We start from the raw sequence: 21,121 nt of genomic DNA, 5'->3' as shown, positions 1-21,121 counted from the left end.
CCGGCTCGAAACGGTGCGGAGCTCAGCGCTCGACGGCGGCCTTCAACCGGTCGAGGGTGCGGGCCATGCCGGTCTCGAGCTCGTCGGCGTGGTCCTCCTTGCCACCGAGGGCCAGGGTGGCGAACACCCTGCCCAGGAGGGTCAGCTGCCGCGGCACGGGTCGACGGTGCACGACACGGGTGCCGCTTCCCGACTCCTCCAGCTCGTAGATCCAGCGGGCGCCGCTGGACGTGGTGTCCCAGCTGAGGCGCCGGACCGGCTCGACCTCGGCGACCACGTTGCGCGTCGGCCACACGACGAGCTTGCGCCGGTTCACGCCGAGGTACCACTGCCCGACGCGCAGGCCGCCCCTCTTCAGCGGCAGCATGCGCACGGTCTCGGGACTCAGCTCGGACATCCGGGAGAGGTCCGAGAGCACCGCCCAGACCTGCTCGGGTGTCGCCTCGATCGTGGTCTCGGCGCGCAGCTCTCGCTCGGCGGTCATCGCAGCCAGCTCCTCATCGCGTCGTGGACGTCGGGGTGGTTGAGCAACCCGAAGTGGTCGGATCGTGGCACGTGCAGCACGTCGGCGTCCGGGAAGAGGTCGGGGTGCCGGCGGGAGCGGCCGTGTGCGGACGGCACCCGCACCAGCAGGTCACCGACCAGGTGCCCGACGGGGTGCCGGGCCGACCCTGTGAGCGTCGCCGCGACGAGGCGGTAGCGCACCCCGGGCAACGGCGGTACGTCGTGGCCGAGTCCGTCGACGAGGTCCTCGATGCCGACCGAGCGGTGGTCGAGGATGCGCCCGAACGCCGAGGTCTCCGGCAGGTGGGCCAGCAGCCGGCTGCCGTGGCCGACGGCGATCGCGAGCGGTGCTCCGGCGTGGGGGCTGCCCAAGGTGATCACGTCGCTGATCAGGCCCGTCCACGGCCGGTCGTCGTCGATCGCGACGGCGCAGGCGGCGCGCGCCACGAGCCCGCCCATCGAGTGGCCGACGAGGGCGATCTGCGAGACCTCGACGGGCCACCCCGTGGTGAGGTCGCGCAGCAGGGCGGCCACCTCGATGCCGTTCTCGCGGATCGGACGGCCGGTGTTGAGCCGCACCATGACCACGCTCCAGCCGAGGCCGGCCAGGGTCTCGGCGTACGTGCTGCCGACGGTGTCGCGGTGGAGGTCCCAGAAGGACTCGTTCTCGGACAGCCCGTGGAGGAGCACGGCGACCCGGCCGGTCGCAGCCGGGAAGGCCTCGGCGAGGGCGTCGGGCGTGACCGGCACGTCGCGGCCGTCGCGTCGTACGGCGGTGGTGATCGAGAGGCGCGACCCCTCGTCGGCGAAGCGGTCGCCGATCAGCCCGTTCAGCGCGGCCCGGACGAACCTGCCGCGCGGCGAGTCGTCGAGGCGTGGGCCGACGCCCTGGCTGCCGGCGGCCTTCAGGGCGACGGTCCCGGCGGAGAGTGCGACGCCGATCGAGGTGTAGACGGTCGACGAGATGCCGTCGTGCACGAGTCGGACGCCGCGGGCCTTGCCGCCCGTGGCACGGTCGAGCACGCCGTACACCCGTCCGGCCCAGGCCCGGTGGGTGTCACGGACGGTGCGCAGCACGATCTCGTCGCCGTACGCCGGCAACAGGCCGAGCACGTCGACGACTCCGGGACCGGACGCGTCGCGCATGGTGCACCTCCAAGAACATTGAGTGCACACATGTTCACTCAAGTGTCGGGGTCGGCGCAACCCGTTGAGGGTCAGGTCACCCCGAACGGCGCGCGATCTGCCCCCGATCGAGGCTCAGGCCAGCCAGGCGAGCATGGCCTGGTGCACGTCGGGATGGTTGACCAGCCCGATCTCGTGCGTCGGCACGTGGTGCAGCGTTGCGCTCGGGAAGAGCGAGCGGGCCTTGCGGGGACGCATCGGCAACCGGTGCCGCCACCACAGCACGTCGCCGAGCAGCCCGCCGAGGCGGCTCTGCTGCAGGCGGGTGTGCGGCGTGATCAGGGCGTAGCGCGCATGCGGCAGGGGCTGCGCCGACACGTCCACCACGTCATCGGTGACGATGCCGGCCAGCTCCTCGTCGACCCGACGGGACAGCGGGACCATGGTGCGCCCTGCCGGCACGGCGAGGTGCGGCGTGCCGAGAAGCACCACGTCGGAGACCAGCTCGTGCCATGCGTCGGGCGTCTGGTGGCGCAGTGCGCAGGCCGCGCGCAGCACCAGTCCCCCGCGACCGTGCCCGATCAGCGCGATCCTGCGTACCGGCACCGGCCAGCCGTCGACCAGCGCCTGGAGCGTGGTCGCGACCTCGACGGCCGTGCCCTCGCCCGGGGACACCCGCACGTTCACGGGCGTCCAGTCGAGCAGCGCGGCAAGGCGGCTGGCGTAGGTGCCACCCACCTGGTCGAGGTGCCGCAGCCAGGCCGACTCGTCCTCGTCGGTGTCGGGCACCAGCACCACGATGCGGTCGGTGGCGTGCGGGAAGGCCGACTCGAGGGCGGCGGGCTCGGCGGCCACATCGGCGCCGGCAGCGCGCAGCGCGACCGGCGCCAGGTCGGGGTCGGGCCGGGTGCGGACCAGCGGCGCGGCCAGTGCCAACGGCGAGCTCCGCAGGCCCAGGCGCCACAGGAGGCGCCACGGCGCGGTGACGACCGACGAAGTGCTCACCGGGACAGTGTCCGGGGTGCCGGTGGCCGGGACAACCATCCACGCCGTGATGAGACGCGCGATCCGCCCACCAGAGGGCTACCCCTCGTCCTCGATGTGTTCATGTGAACAGGCAGTTCGCGTGTCGGGGTGACACGGTGACCGCGCACCGTGCCCCTCGCCGGTCGAACTGCCTGTTCAAGGGAACTGCCGACGCTGGCCGGACAATGCGCAACGCGCCCCGGTCAGCACAGCTGCTGTCCGGGGCGCGTCGTCGACGGTGTTGCCCAAGCGGCTGCCCGGGCGGTTGCTCAGGCCTCTTCGGTGGTCTCCGCGTCGGCGTCCACTGCGTCCGCGGACGCCTCTTCGGACGTCTCGGGCTCGCCGATGGTGCCGTCGGGGCGGAGGTTCTTCAGCTCGACCACGTTGCCGGAGGCGTCCTTGACGACCGCCGACTCGACGATCGTGGCCAGCGCCTTGCCGCGCAGGATCTCCTGGACGAGGTCCGGGATGTGGTTGTGCTCGAACATGTGGTTCGCGAACTCCTGCGGGTCCTGGCCGGACTGCTGCGCGCGACGGATCAGGTGCTCGGAGAGTTCCTGCTGGTCGACGCCGAGCTCCTCCTTCTTCGCCACCTCGTCGAGGATGAACTGCGCGGTCACCGCGTCGCGGACCCGGCGGTCGAGGTCGGCCTCGAACTCCTCGACGGTCTGCTTCTCGTCCTCGAGGTACTTCTCCATCGTCAGGCCTGCGTAGACCAGCTGCTGCTCGACGTTCTGGCGACGGGCGTTGAGCTCCTCGGTGACCAGGGTCTCGGGCAGCGGGATCGAGACCTGCTCGAGCAGCTTCTCCAGGACGGCGTCACGGGCCTCGGCGGCCTGCTCGAGGCGCTTGCCGCGGGTCAGGCGCTCACGCACGTCGGCGTTGAACTCGTCGACGGTGTCGAACTCGGAGGCCAGCTGGGCGAACTCGTCGTCGACCTCGGGCAGCTCCTGCTCCTGCACCTGGCCGACCGTCACCTCGACCTCGACGGGCTCGCCGACCAGGTCGCCACCGACCAGCTCGGAGCTGAAGTTCTTCGTCTCGCCGGCGGCCATGCCGACCAGCGCCTCGTCGAGTCCGTCGAGCATGCCGCCGCGACCGACCTGGTAGGACATGCCGGCGACCTCGGCGCCCTCGAGCACCTCGCCGTCCTTGGTGGCCTTGAGGTCGAGGGTCACGAAGTCGCCGTCGGCGGCCACGCGCTCGACGGTCTTCAGGGTGCCGAAGCGCTCACGAAGGGCCTGCACCTGCTCCTCGACGTCGGCGTCGCTCACGGCGACGTCCTCGACCTGGGCCTCGACGCCGTCGTAGGCCGGCACCTCGATCTCGGGCTTGACGTCGACCTCGGCGGTGAACTCGAGGGTCTCGTTGTCCTCGAGCTTGGTCACCTCGATCTCGGGCTGGGCCAGCGGCTCGAGGTTGTTCTCCTGGAGGGCCTCGATGTACTTCTTGGGAAGCATCTCGTTGATCGCCTCGTCGAGGACGGCGCCACGGCCGACCTGACGGTCGATGACCGCTGCCGGGACCTTGCCACGGCGGAAGCCGGGGACGTTGATCTGCTGGGCGATCTTCTTGTACGCCGCGTCGAGGCTCGGCTTGAGCTCCTCGAAGGGCACCTCGACGGTCAGCTTGGCCCGGGTCGGGCTCAAGGTCTCGACGGCGCTCTTCACAGGTTTCTCCTCATGGGTCAGGGAATGGTGCGGGTGCAGGGGATGTGCTGTCGGGGCGACAGGACTCGAACCTGCGATCTCCTGCTCCCAAAGCAGGCGCGCTAGCCACTACGCTACGCCCCGCCAAGTAGCCGTCAGAGCGAGCCTGAGCGGCACTTGGAGCGGATGACGGGAATCGAACCCGCGTAATCAGTTTGGAAGACTGAGGCTCTACCATTGAGCTACATCCGCGCGCACATTTGTGCGGTGTCATGGTGCCACACGCGCGGGGGTCGCTCCCAATCAGGTTCACCCGGCTGCGGACGGCCGAGCAGTCAGCGGCGGTGCAGCAACAGGAGCGCACGGTCGTCGTTGCGCGAGCCCAGCGCATCGATCAGTCTCCGTGCGGCATTGTCGAACCCGCTGCGCAGGAGTCGCTCGCCCTGCCCCTGGAGCTTGTCGATGCCGAGGCTGATGTCACGGGTCGGCGTCTCGACCAGACCGTCGGTGTAGAGCAGCACGGCGTCGCCCGAGCGCATCCGGCCCCGTACCACCGTGAACTCGGCGTCGTCCATGAGTCCGAGGATCGGGCCCTCCGACTCGTGCACGATCCACTTGCCCGACCCGGCCAGCAGCTGGATCGCGGGTGGGTGCCCCGCCGTACGCACGGCGAAGTCACCGGTGTCGAGGTCGATGGTGAGGTGTACGGCGGTCGCGAAGCCCTCGTCCCAGTTCTGCCGCATCAGGTAGTCGTTGGCGGCTGGCAGGAACTCCTCCGCGGTGAGCGCCACCAGCAGCCCGCCGAACGCCCCCGAGAGCAGCAGGGCACGGGTGCCGGCGTCCTCGCCCTTGCCCGAGACGTCGACCACCACGAAGTCGAGGCGATTGTCGTTGCCCTTGCGTGAGGCGACCACGAAGTCGCCGGCGAACGGCGTACCGCCGGCCGAGCGCAGCGCCGACTCGGCGTACCAGTTGGCCGGCAGGTCGGGCAGGGTGCCCTGGCTGAGGATGCGGTCGCGCAGGTCGACCAGCATCGACTCCCCCTGCATTCCGGCGACGCCGAGGCGCGAGCGCCGGAACGACGAGAGGAGCGTGATGAAGCCCAGCAGGAACAGCACCACCACCCCGATCACCAGTCGAGGTGTGAGCGGCGACTGCTTGGTGACCGCGAACGCGAGCACGGCAAGCACGAAGACCAGGAACCACGGCAGGTCTCGCGGGCTCAGGAACAACCCGCCCAGGAACATCGGCAGCACGACGAGGGTGAGCGGCCAGACGCCAGGCGCGACCGCGAAGAGGGCGGCGCACACCGCGGTGAGGACGATCAGTGACATCAGGGTGAGGTTGTCGGTGGCGACCATCCTGCGCCGCCACGTGGTCCACCGTCGCCTCGCTCGCCTGCTCAGGGGTTGACCGGACCGGGCCACGTCAACCCCTCTCTGGAGACGAACACCGGAAATTCCAGCCCTTACCCTAGGCCAGCGCGCGAGCGGAAGCGCGGCTGACAGCGTGGACACCAGAACGAGTTTCGGCCGACCAGCGGCTCCGTCCTGATCGCCGCACCACACACGTGGCATGCGCGACCAGTACGACGGTAGACGTAGACCTCGCCTCCGTGGTCGTCTTTCCGCGGATCTCTTCCCATCGCCTCGGGGGTGTGCTCCGGGCGCACCGTGTCGATCCGGCCAACCCGGACGCCGTACGACATCAGCTCGACGAGGTCGTCCCAGATCGCCTGGAACTGGCTGCGCCGCAGGCTCCGGCCCGGCCGCAGCGGGTGCATCCGGTGCCGGAAGAGCACCTCGGCGCGGTAGACGTTGCCGACGCCCGCGATCACTGCCTGGTCCATCAGCAGGTCGCCGATCGGGCGGTGGCTGGCCGAGATGCGGCGCCAGGCCCGCTCGGGGTCGGCGTCGGCGCGGAGCGGGTCCGGTCCGAGCCTGGCCAGGATCGCGTCGCGTCCCGCCACTCCGGTCAGGTCGCACTGGGTGGCGCCACGGAGGTCGGCGTACGCCGGCCGCTCGCCGCCGGCGAACAGGCGGAGCCGCACCTGGCCCTGCGGGTGCGGGATCTCCTCGACCCCGGCCGCGACGTCGAACTTGCCGATCAGGCCGAGGTGGACGTGGACGAACCGCTCCCCCTCGAACTCCACGAAGAGGTGCTTGCCGGCAGAGTCGGCACCGACCAGCAGGCTGCCGTCGACGACGGCCGCGTCGGCGGCCGAACGGCCGGTGGGACTCTGCACACGCACGGTTCGGCCGGCGAACGCGTCACCGAGCTCGTTCGCCAGACGGCGGAGGGTGTGTCCCTCAGGCATCCGCGGGCCCGCGCAGGGCGGACTCCGGCAGGGGCGGCAGCTCGCCGTCGATCTCGTACGTCGACAGCTGGCCGATGCGACGCACGTGGCGCTCCTCGTCGGTGAACGGCGTGGCCAGGAAGACCTCGACGAACCGGGTCATCTCCTCGACGGTGTGCATGCGACCGCCCACCGAGATGACGTTGGCGTCGTTGTGCTCGCGGGCCAGCACGGCGGTCTCCTCGGACCACACGAGGGCCGAGCGGACACCCTTGACCTTGTTGGCCGCGATCTGCTCGCCGTTGCCCGAGCCGCCGATCACCACACCGAGGCTGTCCTGGCCCTCGGCACGCTCGGCGGCGACACCCTCGGCCGCCCGCAGGCAGAAGACCGGGTAGTCGTCGAGGGCGTCGTAGACGAACGGGCCGTGGTCGACGACCTCGTGGCCGGCCTCGACGAGCCAGTTGAGCAGGTGGTCCTTGAGTTCCAGTCCGGCATGGTCGGATCCGAGGTGAACGCGCATGCGACGGATTCTAGTGGTCGTCGCTGGAAGGTCGTCGGGGGTGGCCCGTGTGCGGGACACACGACGAACTTCCCGCGTCGTCCACTTTCAGACCAGCATCCGCAGGAATCCGGCGACCTGACGGGTCAACGGCTCGGCCGCGTCGAACGCGTCGGGGTGGCGCCAGAAGCCGTGCACCATGCCCAGCTGCCGGCTCGCCACGACCTGGACGCCGGACTCGGCGAGCAGGTGCGCCAGGTGCTCGCCCTCGTCGCGCAGCGGGTCGTGCTCGGCCGTGACGACGAGCGTCGGCGGCAGGGTGTCGAGGTTCTTCGCCAGCAACGGCGCAAAGTCGGGGTCGGTGTGGTCGGCGGGCGTGGCGGCGTACTGCTCCCAGTACCACTGCGCCTCGGCCCGGTCGAAGCCCTCGGCCGCGGTCTCGTAGGACTCGAAGCCGCCGGTCGGGTCGAGGAACGGGTAGATCAGCGCCACGCCCGCGAAGCGTCCCGGGTGGCGCAGCGCGGCGACCAGCGCGAGGTTCGCCCCCGCACTGTCACCGTGCACGAAGACGGGGATCCTGTCCCGCCGTTGCGCGTCGTCGTACGTCAACCAGCTCTGGCCGGCCAGCGGGAAGTTCTCTTCCAGCCAGGCGAGCACCGTGTCGACGTCGTCGGGCGCTGCGGGGAACCGGTGCTCGGGTGGCCGGCGGTAGTCGACGCTGAGCACTGCGAGGCCACTGCGGTTCGCCAGCCGACGGCAGGCGGCGTCGTGGACGTCGACGTCGTTGAAGACGAAGCCGCCGCCGTGCAGGTGCACGACGAGCCCGGCCGTCGACGAGGCCGGTCGGTAGAACCGGCACGGCACTCCCCCGGCGTCGACGTCACGCACCTCCGCCACGTCCTCGCGGGGTTGACGGGCCGCGACCGCGCGCGCCTCGGCACGCGCGGCCGCGATGTCGTACGACGGATCATTGACCGGCTGTACGCCGGCCTGGGCTTCGACGGCGCGCCGCGCCTGGGGATAGAGCACGTCCGGATCGTAGCCAGCCCGACAGCAGGGTCAGTGGGTCAGCGGGCCAGCAACGCGTCGAGGCCCACCGCCACGGCGGCCGCGACGCGGAAGTCGACGCGCTGGTCGTGCACCGTGACGGTGTACTTGTCGCGCAGCGATCCCTTGCGCTCACTGGAGAACAGCTGGGCGCCGTTGGGGTCGGTGAAGTCGAAGTGGAACCGCAGGAACGGGATGTCGCTGAACCGGCGGAGCACGGCCACCAGGCCGCTGCGCTCCTGGCCGGTGCCGGCGAACCCGGGCCCCTCGATGTGGAAGGTCGAGCGGAACAGGCTGGCCTTGAAGTCCTTGCGGAAGAAGCCGATCGGCTGCCCCTGCTCGTCGGTCACGTCGTAACCGGCGTTGAGGTCGATCTTCTTGCGGGCCTTGAAGCCGAAGACCGGGCGGGTCTTGGCGGCGTCGCTGAAGAAGGTCACCTGCTCCTTGAAGGCCATCCGCTTCTGCTCGGCGAGGGCGAGAAGCTGTCCTTCGGTTCCGTCGGGGTTGGCGGCGATGATCTCGTAGCGGTTCACCATCATGGTGATCTTCTGCTTCACGAAGAACTGGGGGACGTACATCTCGGCTGTCATGGTCTGGACCTTAACCAGCCGGACAGCACCACAAACCCGGACCCACACCGAACTCACAGGTTCTTCTGAAGAGATCTTGGGTTTTGCGCGGTGAACTCTTCCCATGGCCCCCTCAACCTTTCCGCCGCAACAGCCCACGTCACCTCTCCCGCCGCAGCAGCCCGCACCGACCGCGGGCGCCGGCAAGTCGCGTCGACGTTGGCGACCGGTGGCGGCTGGGCTCGCCGTGGGAGCCACGCTCTCCGCGGCCGTGGCAGTCCCCCTGACCTGGCAGCTGGTGGACGCCTCGAACGACGGCGCCCGCATGGGCGCGAGCGCAGCGCCGGCGAGCGGCACCGACCTGCCGGGCACCGGCGACTCCAACATCTCCGGTGGCGGATCGACCACACTGCCGTACGGCGACCAGGGCCAGGTGCAACCCCAGGACATCGGCCGGTCGACAGCCGAGGCGGCCACCGACGAGCAGTCGAAGGGCGTGCTGCTGATCGAGAGCACCCTGACCGACGGGTCGGGTGCCGGCACGGGGATGGTGATCGACTCGGACGGTGTGGCCCTGACGAACTACCACGTCGTCGACGGCGCCACCGACCTCAAGGCGACCGTCGCGGCCACCGGTGAGACCTACCCGGTGACGGTGATCGGGCACGACGAGTCGGCCGACGTGGCGCTGATCCGGCTCGAGGGCGCCAGCGGTCTCGACACGGTCGCCACCGATGACGACGACGTGGCGACCAGTGACGCCGTGACCGCGGTCGGCAACGCGCAGGGCCAGGGTTACCTGACCGCCCTGGGCGGCACGGTCACCGCGACCGGGCAGCAGATCACCGCCGGCGGCACCGGGTCCTCCGAGCAGCTCACCGGCCTCGTCGAGACCGACGCCCCCGTGGTCGGCGGCTACAGCGGCGGCCCGATGTACGACGCCGAGGGCGAGGTCGTGGGGATCACCACGGCGGCGGCCTCCAACGGCACCCGCAGCTATGCGATCCCGATCGACACCGCCCTTGCGGTGGCCCAGAAGATCGAGAGCGGCGACGAGTCCGGGACCGTGCAGATCGGCCCGAACGCGTTCCTCGGCATCTCGATCGCCGCCACCACGGGAGCTGCGAACGGCGGCACGGGCAGCGGCGCGACAGTCGCGGGAGTCGAGGACGACGGCCCCGCCGCGGGAGCCGGGATCGTCGCAGGAGACACCATCACCGCGGTCGGCGACGCCACGGTCGGCTCGGCCGAGGACCTGCTGGCCGCGGTCGCCGACCACGAGCCCGGCGACAGCGCGCAGATCGCCTGGACCGACGCCTCCGGCGCCACCCACCAGCAGACGGTCACCCTCGCGGAGAGCCCGCTCGCCTGAGCCTGACCCGGGCCACGCCCTGCGGGCCCTAACCTTGCGGCATGACGCGAGTGCAGGCCCCGGCGGCCGTCGGCTGGACCGTCCTGACCCTGGTTTTCGTCGACGAGCTGCTGGCCATGGCGGCCGCGGGGGTCTGGGGTGCCCACGCCGGTGGAGTCCCCCTGGCCGTCGTCATGCCGGTCGTCGTGGTCGCCGTGTGGTGGGCGTTCGCCTCACCCAAGGCGCCGTACGGCGGGCCGGTCGTCCGACCGGTCACCAAGGTGCTGGTCTTCGGACTCGCCACCGCCGGCCTGGCGCAGGCCGGTCACCACGAGTGGGCGCTGGCCTTCCTCGCGTTCTCCGTGATGGTCAACGCCGCCGCACAGCTGCCCGGGGTGCGGGGCCTCACCGAGTCAGCCGACCTGGCCGGCTGAGCAGGCTCAGCCGAACAGGGTCACTCGGCGAGCCGGGCCAGCTCCTCGTCGACGATCGCGGTGTCGAGCTTCACGAAGACGGGGGTCGGCTTGGCGACCGGCGTACCGACCTTGATCGGTGCCCGTTCCCAGGCCCGCACCCCGCTGTAGTCGCCGGTGATGATCGGGTAGCCGGCACCGCCGTCGAGGTCGTCGGCCTCGACCACGTGCGGCATCGGCTGCACGTCGCCGGTGCCACCGAAGACCTCGTCGACCGCGTTGGCGGAGAACGGCAGGAACGGCGACAGCACGAGGTTGAGGTCGGCCACGCACTGGGCGACCACGTGGAGCACGGTGCCGAGTCGCTCGCGCTGGTCGTCGCCCTTGAGGGTCCACGGCGCGGTGTCGGTGACGTACTTGTTCACCTCGGCGACAGCCCGCATCGCCTCGCTGATCGCCTGCTTCTGGCGGTGGGCGCCGAGCAGCTCGCCGACGCTGCCGAAGGCGGCCTCGACGGTGGCCAGGATCGTGGTGTCCTCGTCGGTGAGCTCGCCGGCGGCCGGGATCTCGCCGAAGTTCTTGGCGATCAGGGTGGCCGTGCGGTTGACCAGGTTGCCCCAGCCCGCGACGAGCTCGTCGTTCGTGCGGCGCACGAACTCGGCCCAGGTGAAGTCGGAGTCCTGGTTCTCCGGGCCTGCGGCGGCCACGAAGTAGCGGAACGCGTCGGGCTGGTAGCGGCTGAGCAGGTCGCGGACGTAGATCACGACGCGCTTGGAGGAGGAGAACTTCTTGCCCTCCATGGTGAGGAACTCGCTGGAGACCACCTCGGTCGGCAGGTTCAGCTCGCCGTACTCGCGCGGCTTGCCACCCTTGTCGCCCTTGCCGGAGTAGGCCAGCAGCTCGGCCGGCCAGATCTGGCTGTGGAAGGTGATGTTGTCCTTGCCCATGAAGTAGTAGGACAGCGCCTCGGGGTCGTTCCACCAGGCGCGCCAGGCGTCGGCATCGCCGGAGCGACGGGCCCACTCGATGCTCGCCGAGAGGTAGCCGATCACCGCGTCGAACCAGACGTAGAGCTTCTTGGTCGGGTTGTCCTGCCAGCCCTCGAGAGGGACCGCGATGCCCCAGTCGATGTCGCGGGTCATCGCCCGCGGCTTGATCTCCTTGAGGATGTTCTGGCTGAACCGGATCACGTTGGGGCGCCAGGTGCCCGATGCCTCACGCTCGTCGAGCCAGCCGGTCAGCGCCTCGGCCAGCGCGGGCAGGTCGAGGAAGAAGTGCTGGGTCTCGATGAACTCCGGCGTCTCGCCGTTGATCTTCGACTTCGGGTTGATCAGCTCGTGCGGGTCGAGCTGGTTGCCGCAGTTGTCGCACTGGTCGCCGCGCGCGCCGTCGGCGCCACAGATCGGGCAGGTGCCCTCGATGTAGCGGTCGGGCAGGGTGCGCCCGGTCGACGGCGAGATGGCGCCGTACGTCGTCTGCTCGACGAAGTAGCCGTTCTCGTAGACGCCCAGGAACATCTCCTGCACGACGGCGTGGTGGTTGCGTGCCGTCGTACGCGTGTAGAGGTCGTAGGAGATGCCCAGCGCGGTGAGGTCCTCGGCGATCAGCCGGTGATTGTGGTCGGCGAGCTCCTGAGGGGGTACGCCGGCCTCGTCGGCGGCGATCAGGATCGGTGTGCCGTGCTCGTCGGTGCCGGAGACCATGAGCACGTCGTGGCCGGCCATCCGCATGTAGCGACTGAAGACGTCGGAGGGCACACCGAAACCGGCCACGTGGCCGATGTGGCGCGGGCCGTTTGCGTACGGCCAGGCGACGGCGGACAGGACTTTGCTCATGGGGGTGATCCTAGATGGGTCATTCCGAGGGGAGATGCCGGGCTCGCGTCACCCCGCATCCCGGCCGGCGGCGTTGTCCTCGACTCGACGGGCCTCCGGCCCGCCTTCGCTCGTCCGCCTTGCCGGACCGGGCGCGGATGCACCGCTCCCTGATCCGGCACCCCTTGGAATGACCCATCTGGGTCGGGCGGTCGGGGCCGGTCACACCGGTTTCCCAACGATGGATCACTGCCGGTGGCGCAGCCTGTGCACCAGGACACCGAGACCGACCGCGGCCACGCCGGCCGCGATCACTCCGGGGCGGGACTTCAGGCGTCGGTAGTCCTCGTCGATCGTGGGCCAGAGCGTCTGCGCGGTCAGGGCCTGGGCCAGCTCCGGGGTGGCGGTCAGGTCGTCGACCGGGACCGGCTCGCCGAACGCGATCTGCACTCGGCGCGGCAGCGGCCAGCGTCGCTTCTCGGTGCCGGTGATCGCCGTCGGGATGATCGGTGCGCCGGCCTCGATGGCGATCCTTGCGGCCCCGCGTCGTGGCGTGCCCAGGGACAGCGGGTCACTGACCCGGGTGCCCTCGGGGAAGAGCGCCAGCACGTCGCCGCGCTCGAGGATCGCCTTGGCGGTCTCGATGGCCTCGGCGTCGGACTCGCCGCGCTTGACCGGGAAGCCGCCGAGCAGCAACAGGAGCCGGCCCCTGCGGCCGCGGAACAGCTCGGACTTGCCCATGAAGAAGATCCGGCGCCTGGTCACGGCGGAGATGAAGAAGGCGTCCCAGAAGCTCTTGTGGTTGGGCGCGATCACGGCCGGCCCGTGCTCCGGGATGTTCTCCCTGCCGGTCGCGCGCATCATGAAGAGCAGCCGCAGGACGGGCATCATCAGCACCTTCACCAGCAGCCAGGCGACCTTGCTGGTGCCGCGTCGGGCGATCTCGTGGGCTTCCTCATGGCTCAGGTCAGGCATGCCGACATGCTGTCACGCCGCCTTCCCGCGGGCGCTACGGTCGTGGTCATGTCCACGCTGATCGCCGAAGACCTGCTCCTGCTCCTGCTCGACGACGACTCCGGGAAGCTCGACGCCACTACCTCACCCCGCTGCTCGGCGGTGCGGTGCTGATCGAGCTGGCCATGGCCGAGGCCCTCGAGGTCCGCAAGAACGGGACCTGGTCGTCCGCGAAGGTGCACGTGCTGACCGACGCCCGACAGCCGGCCGACGCGATCCTGGTCGAAGCGCTGCGCACCATCGGCGACAAGGAGCGCACCGCCCAGGACCTCGTGAACCGCCTCGGCAAGGGGCTGAAGGAGACCCTGCTCGAGCGCCTGGTCGCGCGCGGCATCATCGCCCACGAGGAGGACAGGCTGTGGGGCATCTTTCCCCGGGAGCGGTGGCCCGCGATCGACTCCAGCCACGAGGACGCCGTACGCCGGCAGCTGGCTGGGGCCCTGCTCGAGGGCGCGCGGCCCGCGGACCGGACCGCCGCGCTGGTCGCGCTGCTGCACGCCGTGAGCAAGGCACACCGCATCCTCGCTGACAACCACGGCATCGCCGCCAAGCAGATCCGCAGCCGGGCCAAGGAGATCGCCGACGGCGAATGGGCGGCCAAGGCCGTGCGCGACGCGGTGGCCTCGGCGCAGGCCGCGATGACCGCAGCCACCACGGCCGCCACGACAGCCGCAGTCGTCTCCTCCTGACGGCCTCGGTCGACGCCGTCAGCTGTAGTAGCGGAGCCGGCGCTCGGCTCGCGTGCGGATGTCCGGCAGCAGCCGGTAGAGGCGTGCCCCCGGGCAGGCCGTGTCGTTGGTGTCGCGGTGACCGTCGATCCGGTACAGCGCAACCCGCCTGCCGGCCGGATACTTGTCGCTCCCCTTGGAGTACATCCAGGTGCGGCCCGTTGCGTGCTGGCCGTCCAGGTCGAGCTTCCAGGCCGCGAGACGGACGATCGCAGTGACGGCGTACGTCGTCGGGTTCCTGGACTCGTAGTTGCCGATCACCGCGATGCCGACACTGTTGTGGTTGAAGCCGAGCGTGTGCGCCCCGCGGACTCGCTTGCGGGCCCCACCCGACCGGCCGATCCAGCTCCTGCCGAAGCGGTCGACCAGGAAGTTGTAGCCGATGTCGAACCAGCCGAGCGTCTGCGTGTGGTAGCGGTACATGCCGCGCAGGATGGCGGGGACGTCGGCACGCGAGTAGTCGTTGGCCGAGGCCGTGTGGTGCACGTGCACCTGCTTGATGATGTTGGTGTAGACCGGCGAACCGTTCAGGTAGTCGGGGTTGGGCTTCCACACCGACCGGCCGTAGAGCGGCGGCCGGGGGGCCTTGGTCGGGCGGGCAGCCGCCGACGTCGTGCCTGCCGACCTCGTCCGGGCCACGGTCGTCGCCGTCGCCGCACCCGAACCCTGCGTCGCGGACGCGGCCGGGGTCGCGGTGGCGTCCGCGGTCGCGGTGGCGTCCGCGGCCAGCACACCCGGGTCGATCAGCACGAGGTCGAGGCCGGTCGTCGCTGTCGTGCGCACCTGGACGCCGTCGGACCTGCCGACCCAGAGCAGCTCGGTGCCGCGCCTCGTGGCCTGCCGTGACTCGGCGTCACCGACCGTCGGCCCGTCGGTCAGCGCCTCGAGGTGCGTCCACTCCGACCAGCCGCGCGCGTTGCGGAAGCGCACGTCCACCTCGGGCCGGCCGCTGGCCCAGGTGACCGCGACCATCTTGTAGGCGTCGGTGGTCAGACGCTGCGTCAGGTGCCGCCCACGCGCATCGGCGACCAGTCCGCGACCTCGCGCCAGCGGCACCGTCGCGGCGCGCACGACACTGCCCTTGTCCTTCACCAGGGGGACGTCGGGAGCGGCGCCGCTCGTGGTGCGCGCGGCGTGGTCGTCGGTGTCGTCGCCCGACCACAGCAGGGCGACCAGGCCGGTGCCCACGAGGGCGGTGACGACGGCCAGGCACAGGGCAACACGAACGGGCGGGCGGACATGGTCTTTCCGAGTAACAGACATGACCTGATCCATCATGCGTCACATCCGTCACAAATTCGACCCGGCGCGAGCCGTCGACGTGTCGTCGTACCGCCCGCGCGGGTCGCCGTACGGGCGGCTCAGCTGAAGTCGAGGTCTCCGGTGCGGGTGCGCTTGAGCTCGAAGAAGTAGGGGTACGCCGCCAGCCCGACCGCCGCGTCCCAGAGCTTCCCGGCCTCTTCGCCGCGGGGCACCTTGGTGATCACCGGGCCGAAGAACGCGGAGCCCTCGATCGAGATCACGGGCGTCCCGACGTCCTCGCCGACCTGGTCCATCCCGGCGTGGTGCGACTTCTTCAGCGCCTCGTCGTAGTCGGTGGAGTCCATCGCGTCGGCCAGCTCGAGCGGCAGGTTCGCCTCGCCCAGAGCCTTCTCGACCAGGTCGCGGTCGATCGGCTTCTTCTCCAGGTGGATCTGGTTGCCCATCGCCGTGTAGAGCGGCAGCAGCACCTCGTTGCCGTGCGCCTGCTCGGCGGCGATCGCGACCCGCACCGGGCCCCAGGCCGGCTCGAGGAGCTTGCGGTAGTCGGCGGAGATGTCCTTGTCCTGGTTGAGGTAGGCGAGGCTCATCACGTGCCACTCGACCTCGATGTCACGCACCTCCGCGACCTCGAGGACCCACCGGGAGGTGAGCCAGGCGAAGGGGCACAGCGGGTCGAACCAGAAGTCAGCTTTCGTCATACAACGATCAACCGGCCGGGTCCGGCGATTGTTCCCGGCCTCACAGGACTTGCTCCCCGGGAGGTCGGTAACAATTGGATCGCGTTGTGACGTGGGTGACATGATGCGCAGCATGCCTGGAACCAACCTCACCCGCGAGGAAGCGCAGATCCGCGCCGCCCTCCTCAGTGTCGAGTCCTACACCGTGGACCTCGACGTGACCACGTCCGAGACCACCTTCGCCTCGACGACGACCGTGCGCTTCACGTGCACCGAGCCCGGCGCGACCACGTTCGCCGACCTGGTCGACGCGACGATCCACTCGATCACGCTGAACGGCGAGACCGTCGACCCCGCGACGGCGTACGCCGACAGCCGAATCACGCTCACCGGCCTGGCCGCCGAGAACGAGCTCGTCGTGACCGCCGACTGCACGTACTCCCACTCGGGTGAGGGTCTGCACCGCTTCGTGGACCCGGTCGACGACCGGGTCTACCTCTACTCGCAGTTCGAGGTGCCCGACGCCCGTCGCGTGTTCACCACCTTCGAGCAGCCCGACCTCAAGTCCGTCTTCACGTTCAACGTGACCGCGCCGTCGCACTGGAAGGTCGTCTCCAACGCGCCGACCCCGTCTCCCTCCGACCTGGGCAACGGCAACTCGGTGTGGAACTTCCCCGAGACCAAGAAGATGTCGACCTACATCACCGCGGTCGTGGCCGGCGAGTACCACGAGGTCCTCGACACCTACGAGGGCAAGTTCGGCACGATCCCGCTGGGCCACTACTGCCGCCAGTCGCTGGTGGAGTTCCTCGACCGCGACGAGCTGGTGAAGGTGACCAGCCAGAGCTTCGAGTTCTTCGAGGAGCAGTTCGACTTCCCCTACCCGTTCGAGAAGTACGACCAGCTCTACGTCCCCGAGTACAACATGGGCGCCATGGAGAACGCCGGCTGCGTGACGCTGCGCGACGAGTACCTCCCCCGCTCCCGGCAGCCGCGCTCGTTCTACGAGTTCCGCACCTCGGTGATCACCCACGAGATGGCGCACATGTGGTTCGGCGACCTGGTCACCATGAAGTGGTGGGACGACCTCTGGCTCAACGAGTCGTTCGCCGAGTGGGCCTGCTACTGGTGCGAGGCCGAGGCCACCGACTTCACCGACGCCTGGACCGGCTTCGCCAACGCGCGCAAGCAGACCGGCTACCGCCAGGACCAGATGCCGTCGACGCACCCGATCGCGGCCGACAACTACGACCTCGAGGCGGTGGAGGTCAACTTCGACATGATCACCTACGCCAAGGGCGCCTCCGTGCTCAAGCAGCTGGTCGCGTGGGTGGGCCTCGACCCCTTCCTCGCCGGCCTGCGCCAGTACTTCAAGGACCACGCCTACGGGAACTCCGAGTTCACCGACCTGCTCAGCGCCCTCGAGAAGGCGTCGGGCCGGGAGCTCGACAGCTGGGCCAAGGAGTGGCTGCAGACCGCCGGCGTGAACACGCTCGCACCGGTCTTCGAGCTCGACGCCGAGGGCAACTACTCCTCGCTCTCCGTCGCCCAGACCGCCCACCCCGAGTGGCCGACCCTGCGTCGCCACCGTCTCGGCATCGGGTTCTACAACCGGGTCGACGGCAAGCTGGTCCGCGACACCTATCTCGAGGTCGACGTCGAGGGCGAGTCCACCGACATCACCGAGGCCGTCGGCCTGGCGCAGCCCGACCTGCTGCTGCTCAACGACAACGACCTGGCCTACGCCAAGATCCGGCTCGACGAGCGGTCCCTGGCCACGGTCATCGACGGGCTCTCCTCGCTCGAGGACTCCCTGGCCCGGGCGCTGTGCTGGGGCTCCGCGTGGGACATGACTCGCGACGCCGAGATGGCGGCCACCGACTTCGTGAAGCTGGTGCTGGCCAACATCGGCACCGAGACCGACTCGTGGGGCGTCAGCCGCATCCCGACGTACGCCGCCCAGGCGGTGCACAGCCTCTCCGCGCCGGCGAACCGTGCCGCACTCTCCGACCAGTGGGAGACCGGGCTGCGCGAGCTGCTCGGCTCGGCCGAGCCGGGCAGCGACCACCAGCTGACCTTCGCCCGCAGCTTCGCGGCGACGGCGCACACCGACGCAGCACTGGCCGACCTCGAGGCCCTGCTCGACGGCTCACTGGTGCTCGAGGGCCTCGCCGTCGACCAGGACCTGCGCTGGGCGCTGCTGACCGCGCTGGCCAGCGCCGGTCGCGCCGACGACGCCCGCATCGACGCCGAGCTGGAGAACGACAACACCATCTCCGGCAAGGAGCACGCGGCCGCCGCCCGTGCCGCGCGCCCGGACGCCGACGCCAAGGCCGCCGCGTTCCAGGCCGCCATGCTCGACGCGTCGACGCCCAACGAGACCGCGCGCAGCATCACGTTCTCGTTCCACCAGCCGGGCCAGGAGGAGGTGCTGGCGCCGTACGTCGCGAAGTACCTGGAGGCCGCCGACTCGGCATGGAGCACCCTCGGCGCGCACAAGGCGTCGGTGGCCATGGAATACATGTTCCCGCGGGTGCTGGCCTCGGCCGAGCTGCTCGAGACCGTGGACGCCTGGCTCGCGTCGACCCGGGCCAACCCCGGCGCCAAGCGCTACGTGCTCGAGGGCCGGGCCGACGTCGCGCGCTACCTGGCCGCCCAGGAGCGCGACGCGCAGTAGCTCCGGCGCACTTCCCACGAAATACAGTTGCTCCCCACGGAAAGTCTTCCGTGGGGAGCAACTGTCTCCCCGGTGCACCGGGGAGAACGACAGCGGTGAACCAGCCGTCGGCCGGGCGTCGGTCAGGCGTTGGTCTGGTGCAGGGTCTTCGGGCCGTGGGCGTGCTCGGCGATCTGCGTGATGCCCTGGCGCACGCCGTCGGCGAGGTTGCCCTCGGCGAAGTGCGACTGCATGGCGGTCACGACATGCGCAATCTCGGCGTCGGTCACCTTGCGGCGTACGGCGGCACCCGTGACGATCTCGAGGATCCGCGAGCCCGGGTCGACCAGGATCAGGATGCTCTTGGTCGGTGCGACCAGGGTGTTGTGCAGGCGCGTCGCGAACGGCCGGGGCTCACCCTCGACCGGGCCGACGAACACCGAGAACTCGAAGCGGCACAGCTGCTCCGCCTTGCGGATCGTGGTGTCGATCGCGAGCCGCTCGGCGTTGCTGAAGTAGTCACCACTTGCCACTTGCGCCACCCGCCTGCGAAGCCTCGGTGTCGGGAGCGGCGAGCTCGTCGTTGCTCTTGCGCGGGCCGCCGAACCACTCGGGGTCGGGGCCGTGGGCGCCGCCGGAGAGCTTCTCGCCGCGGGCCAGGGCCGGCAGGTAGACGGCCAGGGCGATCAGGAGGAACAGGAGGATCGGGACACCCGCGAGCAGGGCGAGAGCGTGCACCGGGTCGACGTCGGCCGGGTTGCTCCAGCCGTCGGGCACGCTGGCTCCGGCCGGCGAAGCGAGAATCACCCCTCCACCGACGATGCCGAGCATCGCCGTGGCTGTCGCGAACCGTGCAGCGCGTCGCATCGCGCGAAATTCAGTCGAGGTGTTCACACCCAGCATGATATCGGCTCCTGACTTTGCCTCGCGCCATGGTGCCCGTAGCCTCCGTCACATGCCAGCACTCGACCAGTACGACCAGTGCGGACAGGACGGAGCAGTCTCCTGCCGCGTGGTCTGGAAAATGACCGGAAACGAGACCGCGGCCGACCTCGCCGAGTGGCTGATCGGCAAGCCCCTGGCGATCGCCGGGCTCATCCTGATCGCGCTCGTCGCGAGGTGGCTGCTCCACCGACTGATCGACCGGGTCGTGCGCCAGACCGAGGACGGATCGGTCACCGGGCGGGTCAGCAACATGACGTTCGGCGGCCGTTCCGTCGGCTCACGCTTCGGCATCAGTCCCACCGACGCCGCCACCCGCAGGATGGCTCGGGCGCGCACCATGGGCTCGCTGCTCAAGAGCATCGTCACCGGCGTGATCTTCACGATCGTGCTGATCATGACGATCTCGGAGCTCGGCTACGACGTGGCTCCACTGATCGCCAGCGCCGGAATCCTCGGTGTCGCGCTCGGCTTCGGCGCCCAGGCGCTGGTGCGCGACTTCCTCAGCGGCATCTTCATGATCTTCGAGGACCAGTACGGCGTGGGCGACTCGATCGATGTCGGCGAGGCCACCGGCACGGTCGAGGCGGTGGGCCTGCGGGTCACCCGTCTGCGCGACGTGAACGGCACCGTCTGGTACGTCCGCAACGGCGAGATCCTGCGAGTCGGCAACATGAGCCAGAACTGGGCCCGCACCGTGCTCGACGTGGCCGTGGCCTACCACGAGGACATCTCTCGCGTACGCCGCGTGCTCGCCGACGTCGCCCACGACCTGTGGCAGGACGACGAGTTCCGCGGTGTCGTCATCGAGGAGCCGGAGATCTGGGGCGTGCAGGAGGTCGGCGCCAACGGCGTGCTGATCCGGGTCGCGTTGAAGACCGCGCCTCAGGAGCAGTGGGCGGTCGGTCGCGAGCTGCGCCAGCGGATCAAGGCGCGCTTCGACTTCGAGGGCATCGAGGTGCCCTATCCCGAGTGGGTCGTGCGGGACCCCGCCCACCAGGGCAGTGCCGTGGCACCGACGGGCTCCACGGCACCCACCCCGGAGGCGGACGGCTCGTCAGCCGAGTGACGCGCTCAGCGTGATCGTCGTACCCGTGAGGGCCTGACTGACCGGGCAGTTCGCCTTCGCGTCCTCGGCGGCCGCGACGAACGCTGCCTCGTCGATGCCCTCGACCGCGCCGACCACCGTCAGGTGGATGCCGGTGATGCCGGTGCCCGGGGTGAACTCGACGTCGGCCTTGGTGTCGAGCGTCGTCGCGGGGGTGCCGGCCTTGGCCAGGCCGTTGGAGAAGGCCATGGAGAAGCAGGCCGAGTGTGCGGCGGCGATCAGCTCCTCGGGGCTCGTCTTGCCGCCCGGCTCCTCGGCGCGGGCCGGCCAGGACACGTCGTAGGTGCCGAGTCCGCTGGAGTCGAGGGTGACCTTGCCGGAGCCCTCGAACAGGGTGCCTTCCCAGCGGGTGCTGGCGGTGCGGGTCGTTGCCATGGTGCTCCTCCGTGTGCGGGTGGGGGTGCCGGTGTCGGCGGGACGCTGCCGAGTCTTCCACG

Annotated in this window: 21 protein-coding genes and 2 tRNA genes; 5 read left to right on the top strand and 18 right to left on the bottom strand. The window is 70.1% G+C overall.

Annotated features, from left to right (window positions below; translation table 11 throughout):
* Nucleotides 1-22: 22 nt before the first annotated feature.
* The 11 genes from ASD66_RS22240 to ASD66_RS22190 all read right to left on the bottom strand — a co-directional run bounded on the left by ASD66_RS22240 (nt 23) and on the right by ASD66_RS22190 (nt 8,739).
* Nucleotides 23-484 carry an SRPBCC family protein gene (locus ASD66_RS22240; protein ID WP_056892261.1) on the bottom strand — a complete coding sequence of 154 codons (462 nt, stop codon included), beginning with the start codon at nt 482-484 and terminating at the stop codon, nt 23-25.
* The gene (locus ASD66_RS22235; RefSeq protein WP_056892260.1) at nt 481-1,650 is read right to left on the bottom strand and encodes a lipase family alpha/beta hydrolase; all 1,170 of its coding nucleotides are present in this window, start codon (nt 1,648-1,650) and stop codon (nt 481-483) included. The genes ASD66_RS22240 and ASD66_RS22235 overlap by 4 nt, the downstream gene beginning before the upstream one ends.
* Before the next feature lie 114 nt (nt 1,651-1,764).
* Complete coding sequence (locus tag ASD66_RS22230) at nt 1,765-2,634, bottom strand: esterase/lipase family protein (protein WP_156388846.1); 870 nt, start codon at nt 2,632-2,634, stop codon at nt 1,765-1,767.
* Between the two features lie 290 nt (nt 2,635-2,924).
* The gene (tig, locus tag ASD66_RS22225) at nt 2,925-4,325 is read right to left on the bottom strand and encodes a trigger factor (protein WP_056892258.1); all 1,401 of its coding nucleotides are present in this window, start codon (nt 4,323-4,325) and stop codon (nt 2,925-2,927) included.
* Between the two features lie 50 nt (nt 4,326-4,375).
* A tRNA-Pro gene (locus tag ASD66_RS22220) sits at nt 4,376-4,448 on the bottom strand.
* Nucleotides 4,449-4,482: 34 nt separating this feature from the next.
* Nucleotides 4,483-4,556, bottom strand: a tRNA-Gly gene (locus ASD66_RS22215).
* Nucleotides 4,557-4,639: 83 nt separating this feature from the next.
* Complete coding sequence (locus ASD66_RS22210; protein WP_056892257.1) at nt 4,640-5,665, bottom strand: PP2C family protein-serine/threonine phosphatase; 1,026 nt, start codon at nt 5,663-5,665, stop codon at nt 4,640-4,642.
* 107 nt (nt 5,666-5,772) lie between these two features.
* A complete protein-coding gene (locus ASD66_RS22205; protein ID WP_056675780.1) occupies nt 5,773-6,621 on the bottom strand; it encodes an Fpg/Nei family DNA glycosylase in 849 nt (282 codons plus the stop codon).
* Entirely contained in the window at nt 6,614-7,123 is a 510-nt protein-coding gene (locus tag ASD66_RS22200) for a ribose-5-phosphate isomerase (protein WP_056675778.1), read from the bottom strand. The genes ASD66_RS22205 and ASD66_RS22200 overlap by 8 nt, the downstream gene beginning before the upstream one ends.
* An 87-nt stretch (nt 7,124-7,210) precedes the next feature.
* The gene (locus ASD66_RS22195; RefSeq protein ID WP_056675775.1) at nt 7,211-8,131 is read right to left on the bottom strand and encodes an alpha/beta hydrolase; all 921 of its coding nucleotides are present in this window, start codon (nt 8,129-8,131) and stop codon (nt 7,211-7,213) included.
* Nucleotides 8,132-8,169: 38 nt separating this feature from the next.
* A complete protein-coding gene (locus ASD66_RS22190) occupies nt 8,170-8,739 on the bottom strand; it encodes a hypothetical protein (protein ID WP_056675772.1) in 570 nt (189 codons plus the stop codon).
* 250 nt (nt 8,740-8,989) lie between these two features.
* Here ASD66_RS22190 and ASD66_RS22185 point away from each other — a divergent pair, with 250 nt between their 5' ends.
* Nucleotides 8,990-10,090, top strand: coding sequence for a S1C family serine protease (locus ASD66_RS22185; RefSeq protein WP_162254303.1), 1,101 nt, complete (start codon nt 8,990-8,992; stop codon nt 10,088-10,090).
* 41 nt (nt 10,091-10,131) lie between these two features.
* Nucleotides 10,132-10,503, top strand: a complete 372-nt coding sequence (locus ASD66_RS22180) for a DUF2568 domain-containing protein (protein ID WP_082599667.1) — start codon at nt 10,132-10,134, stop codon at nt 10,501-10,503.
* 20 nt (nt 10,504-10,523) lie between these two features.
* Here the strand turns inward: ASD66_RS22180 and metG are convergent, their stop codons facing one another.
* Together metG and ASD66_RS22170 are read right to left on the bottom strand one after the other, a co-directional pair.
* On the bottom strand, nt 10,524-12,317 hold the full coding sequence (gene metG, locus ASD66_RS22175; protein WP_056892254.1) for a methionine--tRNA ligase: 1,794 nt from the start codon (nt 12,315-12,317) through the stop codon (nt 10,524-10,526).
* A gap of 225 nt (nt 12,318-12,542) precedes the next feature.
* The gene (locus ASD66_RS22170) at nt 12,543-13,271 is read right to left on the bottom strand and encodes a lysophospholipid acyltransferase family protein (protein ID WP_056892253.1); all 729 of its coding nucleotides are present in this window, start codon (nt 13,269-13,271) and stop codon (nt 12,543-12,545) included.
* Between the two features lie 146 nt (nt 13,272-13,417).
* Here ASD66_RS22170 and ASD66_RS22165 point away from each other — a divergent pair, with 146 nt between their 5' ends.
* Nucleotides 13,418-13,999 carry a GOLPH3/VPS74 family protein gene (locus ASD66_RS22165; RefSeq protein WP_056892252.1) on the top strand — a complete coding sequence of 194 codons (582 nt, stop codon included), beginning with the start codon at nt 13,418-13,420 and terminating at the stop codon, nt 13,997-13,999.
* A gap of 18 nt (nt 14,000-14,017) precedes the next feature.
* On the opposite strand, the gene ASD66_RS22160 is transcribed toward ASD66_RS22165, so the two are convergent.
* A complete protein-coding gene (locus tag ASD66_RS22160) occupies nt 14,018-15,301 on the bottom strand; it encodes an N-acetylmuramoyl-L-alanine amidase (protein ID WP_156388845.1) in 1,284 nt (427 codons plus the stop codon).
* A gap of 98 nt (nt 15,302-15,399) precedes the next feature.
* Nucleotides 15,400-15,999, bottom strand: a complete 600-nt coding sequence (locus tag ASD66_RS22155; protein ID WP_056675750.1) for a DsbA family protein — start codon at nt 15,997-15,999, stop codon at nt 15,400-15,402.
* A gap of 112 nt (nt 16,000-16,111) precedes the next feature.
* On the opposite strand from ASD66_RS22155, the gene pepN reads away from it, so the two are divergent.
* Nucleotides 16,112-18,655 carry an aminopeptidase N gene (gene pepN, locus ASD66_RS22150; protein ID WP_056892364.1) on the top strand — a complete coding sequence of 848 codons (2,544 nt, stop codon included), beginning with the start codon at nt 16,112-16,114 and terminating at the stop codon, nt 18,653-18,655.
* A 122-nt stretch (nt 18,656-18,777) separates the two neighbouring features.
* Here pepN and ASD66_RS22145 read toward each other — a convergent pair whose 3' ends face one another.
* Both ASD66_RS22145 and ASD66_RS22140 read right to left on the bottom strand, forming a co-directional pair.
* Nucleotides 18,778-19,167: a DUF5130 family protein gene (locus ASD66_RS22145; protein WP_056675747.1), complete on the bottom strand. Its 390-nt coding sequence runs from the start codon at nt 19,165-19,167 to the stop codon at nt 18,778-18,780.
* Nucleotides 19,154-19,501, bottom strand: coding sequence for a hypothetical protein (locus tag ASD66_RS22140; RefSeq protein ID WP_156388844.1), 348 nt, complete (start codon nt 19,499-19,501; stop codon nt 19,154-19,156). Before ASD66_RS22140 ends, ASD66_RS22145 begins: the two co-directional genes overlap by 14 nt.
* 88 nt (nt 19,502-19,589) lie before the next feature.
* Here ASD66_RS22140 and ASD66_RS22135 point away from each other — a divergent pair, with 88 nt between their 5' ends.
* Nucleotides 19,590-20,645: a mechanosensitive ion channel family protein gene (locus tag ASD66_RS22135; protein ID WP_082563474.1), complete on the top strand. Its 1,056-nt coding sequence runs from the start codon at nt 19,590-19,592 to the stop codon at nt 20,643-20,645.
* Here ASD66_RS22135 and ASD66_RS22130 read toward each other — a convergent pair.
* On the bottom strand, nt 20,634-21,059 hold the full coding sequence (locus ASD66_RS22130) for an OsmC family peroxiredoxin (RefSeq protein WP_056675739.1): 426 nt from the start codon (nt 21,057-21,059) through the stop codon (nt 20,634-20,636). The two genes, ASD66_RS22135 and ASD66_RS22130, sit on opposite strands and share 12 nt — an antisense overlap.
* Between the last annotated feature and the right edge of the window lie 62 nt (nt 21,060-21,121).

Origin of the sequence: Nocardioides sp. Root151, assembly GCF_001427925.1 — a bacterium.
Lineage (GTDB): Bacteria > Actinomycetota > Actinomycetes > Propionibacteriales > Nocardioidaceae > Nocardioides.
The sequence above is the reverse complement of the archived record's forward strand: the minus strand, read 5'-3'. Positions and strand labels throughout refer to the sequence as shown.

Bases quoted from the DNA above. Each gene is read 5' to 3' on its own strand.
- ASD66_RS22205 (WP_056675780.1), bottom strand. From the start codon at position 6,621: ATGCCTGAGGGACACACCCTCCGCCGTCTGGCGAACGAGCTCGGTGAC.
- ASD66_RS22170 (WP_056892253.1), bottom strand. From the start codon at position 13,271: ATGCCTGACCTGAGCCATGAGGAAGCCCACGAGATCGCCCGACGCGGC.
- ASD66_RS22160 (WP_156388845.1), bottom strand. From the start codon at position 15,301: ATGTCTGTTACTCGGAAAGACCATGTCCGCCCGCCCGTTCGTGTTGCC.
- metG (WP_056892254.1), bottom strand. From the start codon at position 12,317: ATGAGCAAAGTCCTGTCCGCCGTCGCCTGGCCGTACGCAAACGGCCCG.
- pepN (WP_056892364.1), top strand. From the start codon at position 16,112: ATGCCTGGAACCAACCTCACCCGCGAGGAAGCGCAGATCCGCGCCGCC.
- ASD66_RS22235 (WP_056892260.1), bottom strand. From the start codon at position 1,650: ATGCGCGACGCGTCCGGTCCCGGAGTCGTCGACGTGCTCGGCCTGTTG.
- ASD66_RS22140 (WP_156388844.1), bottom strand. From the start codon at position 19,501: ATGCGACGCGCTGCACGGTTCGCGACAGCCACGGCGATGCTCGGCATC.
- ASD66_RS22155 (WP_056675750.1), bottom strand. From the start codon at position 15,999: ATGACGAAAGCTGACTTCTGGTTCGACCCGCTGTGCCCCTTCGCCTGG.
- ASD66_RS22240 (WP_056892261.1), bottom strand. From the start codon at position 484: ATGACCGCCGAGCGAGAGCTGCGCGCCGAGACCACGATCGAGGCGACA.
- ASD66_RS22190 (WP_056675772.1), bottom strand. From the start codon at position 8,739: ATGACAGCCGAGATGTACGTCCCCCAGTTCTTCGTGAAGCAGAAGATC.
- ASD66_RS22210 (WP_056892257.1), bottom strand. From the start codon at position 5,665: ATGGTCGCCACCGACAACCTCACCCTGATGTCACTGATCGTCCTCACC.
- ASD66_RS22130 (WP_056675739.1), bottom strand. From the start codon at position 21,059: ATGGCAACGACCCGCACCGCCAGCACCCGCTGGGAAGGCACCCTGTTC.
- ASD66_RS22135 (WP_082563474.1), top strand. From the start codon at position 19,590: ATGCCAGCACTCGACCAGTACGACCAGTGCGGACAGGACGGAGCAGTC.
- ASD66_RS22200 (WP_056675778.1), bottom strand. From the start codon at position 7,123: ATGCGCGTTCACCTCGGATCCGACCATGCCGGACTGGAACTCAAGGAC.
- ASD66_RS22180 (WP_082599667.1), top strand. From the start codon at position 10,132: ATGACGCGAGTGCAGGCCCCGGCGGCCGTCGGCTGGACCGTCCTGACC.